The 1,231-nt window shown below is 71.1% G+C and carries 1 protein-coding gene; it reads left to right on the top strand.

Annotated elements, in window-relative coordinates:
• A partial coding sequence (locus ACWCYO_RS40685; protein ID WP_449787049.1) for an acyltransferase domain-containing protein occupies positions 1 to 1,231 on the top strand: 1,231 nt, incomplete at both ends.

Genomic DNA, 1,231 nt, shown 5'->3' with positions numbered 1-1,231 from the left:
CTCGATCAAGTCGAACATCGGGCACGCGCAGGCGGCGGCCGGCGTCGCGGGCGTGATCAAGATGGTGTTGGCGATGCAGCACGGCGTGCTGCCGCGCACGCTGCACGTGGACGCGCCCTCGTCGCACGTCGACTGGACGGCCGGCGCCGTCGAGCTGCTCACCGAGTGCACGGACTGGCCGGCCACCGGTCACGCGCGTCGCGCGGGTGTGTCGTCCTTCGGGATCAGCGGGACCAACGCCCACGTCATCCTGGAACAGGGTGAGCCAGAGGCCGTGCAGGACGCCGCGGTGGTGGGAGCGATGCCCTGGGTGGTATCCGCCAAGTCCGAAGCGGCGCTGGACGCCCAGGTCGCGCGACTCGCGGAGCTCGGTGAACTCCCCGCTGCTGATGTGGCGTTCACCCTGGCCGGGCGGACGGCGTTCCCGCACCGCGCGGTGCTCGTGGACGGCGTCGAGCTCGCCCGGGGCGCGGCCGCCGAAGGCAAGAGTGCGTTCCTCTTCTCCGGTCAGGGATCGCAACGGCTCGGCATGGGAGAGGAGTTGCATGCCCGCTTCCCGGTGTTCGCCGACGCCTTCGACGCCGTCTGCGCAGCACTGGACGAGCACCTCGACCGGCCCCTCCGAAGCATCGTGTGGGGCGAGGACCAGGAACTGCTGAACCGGACCGTCTACGCCCAGGCCGGGTTGTTCGCCGTTGAGGTGGCGCTCTACCGCCTCGTCGAGTCGCTGGGCGTCCGCGCCGAGTTCGTGGCGGGGCACTCGATCGGTGAGGTGGCCGCGGCGTACGTGGCCGGGGTGTTCTCGCTCGCCGATGCGTGTGCGCTGGTGAGCGCCCGCGGCCGGCTGATGCAGGCGCTTCCTGTGGGTGGTGCGATGCTGGCCGTGCAGGCGACGGAGGACGAAGTCCTGCCGCTGCTGGGCGACTTCGTGTCGATCGCGGCGGTCAACGGCCCGCGCTCGATCGTCGTCTCGGGGACGGAGGAGGCCGTCGCCGCCATCGAGGCCCACTACGCCGACCGCAAGACGAACCGCCTGCGCGTCTCGCACGCCTTCCACTCGCCGCTGATGGACCCGATGCTGGAAGACTTCCGCGAGGTCCTCAGCGGGCTCACCTACAACGCCCCGTCGATCCCGCTGGTCTCCAACCTGACCGGTGCCCTGGACGGGGACTTCACGACCCCCGACTACTGGGTGCGCCACGTCCGCGAGGCCGTCCGCTTCGCCGACGGC

The sequence above is a fragment of the Kitasatospora sp. NPDC001683 genome (genome assembly GCF_053596495.1).
The sequence above is the reverse complement of the archived record's forward strand: the minus strand, read 5'-3'. Positions and strand labels throughout refer to the sequence as shown.